1 protein-coding gene is annotated in these 1,127 nt (G+C 45.5%); it reads left to right on the top strand.

All coding sequences use genetic code 11. The features are described 5' to 3' along the window. On the top strand, positions 1–1,127 hold a 1,127-nt coding region (locus tag JC525_RS20020; RefSeq protein WP_233095323.1), incomplete at both ends, for an efflux RND transporter permease subunit.

Genomic DNA, 1,127 nt, shown 5'->3' with positions numbered 1-1,127 from the left:
GGTGCAGCAACATTACTCGTAGTTATCAGTGTTTGGTTTGGGATGCGCCTAGGTTCTGAATTTGTGCCGCAACTAGATGAGGGTGACATAGCCCTTCATGCAATGAGAGTGCCCGGCACAGGAATTGAACAAGCTGTCGATATGCAAAAACGGCTTGAACAGGTCATTATGCAATACCCACAGGTAAACACCGTATTTGCTAAAACGGGTACTGCTGAGGTGGCTACTGATGCTATGCCACCCAACGTCACTGACACTTTTGTAATGCTAAAACCAATTGATGAATGGCCAAACCCTGCATTATCGAAAACGGAATTTGTCGAGCAATTGGAGAGGGATCTTCAAAATGTACCCGGCAATAACTATGAGTTTACGCAACCTATACAGATGCGCTTTAACGAATTAATTAGTGGCGTTAGGGCAGATTTAGGGATCAAGATATATGGTGATGATCTGGATAAGCTGCGGGATTCAGCTGGTGATGTTTTATCCGTATTACAAGATATTCCGGGCGCTGCTGATGCACGAGTAGAACAAGTAGATGAGATCCCCATCTTCACGGTGAACCCGAAGCCTTATGCGCTGGCGCGTTACAACTTAGACGTAACTGACTTGCAAACGTGGTTAAGTGCATCAGTTGGCGGCAAAGAAGCTGGTTTGGTATTTGAAGGCGACAGACGCTTTGAGATTGTTGTTCGTTATCCTGAAGAGATTCGCAATGATTTAGAAGCGCTGGGAAATATACCCATCATGACCAATGATGGTGAGTATGTGCCAATCGCCGAGGTGGCTGAGCTTGAATATACCAATATACCCAGTCAAATAAGTCGAGAAAACGCAAAACGCCGTATCGTCGTCACAGCAAATGTGAGAGATCGTGATTTAGGCTCTTTTGTCAATGATGCTAAAGAGCAAATCGCAGCCAATGTGGCACTGCCGAGTGGTTATTGGATAAGTTATGGTGGAACGTTTGAGCAATTGGAAAGTGCAAGTCAACGACTGAGCTTGGTTGTGCCCGCAACGCTTTTCCTGATCCTTGCATTACTTGTGATTGCATTTGGCTCAGTCAAAGACGCCTTGATAATTTTCACAGGCGTCCCTTTGGCATTAACTGGCGGCATCTTTGC

This window comes from Alteromonas sp. IB21 (assembly GCF_016405965.1).
Lineage (GTDB): Bacteria > Pseudomonadota > Gammaproteobacteria > Enterobacterales > Alteromonadaceae > Alteromonas.
This window is presented reverse-complemented; position numbering and strand designations above follow the sequence as displayed.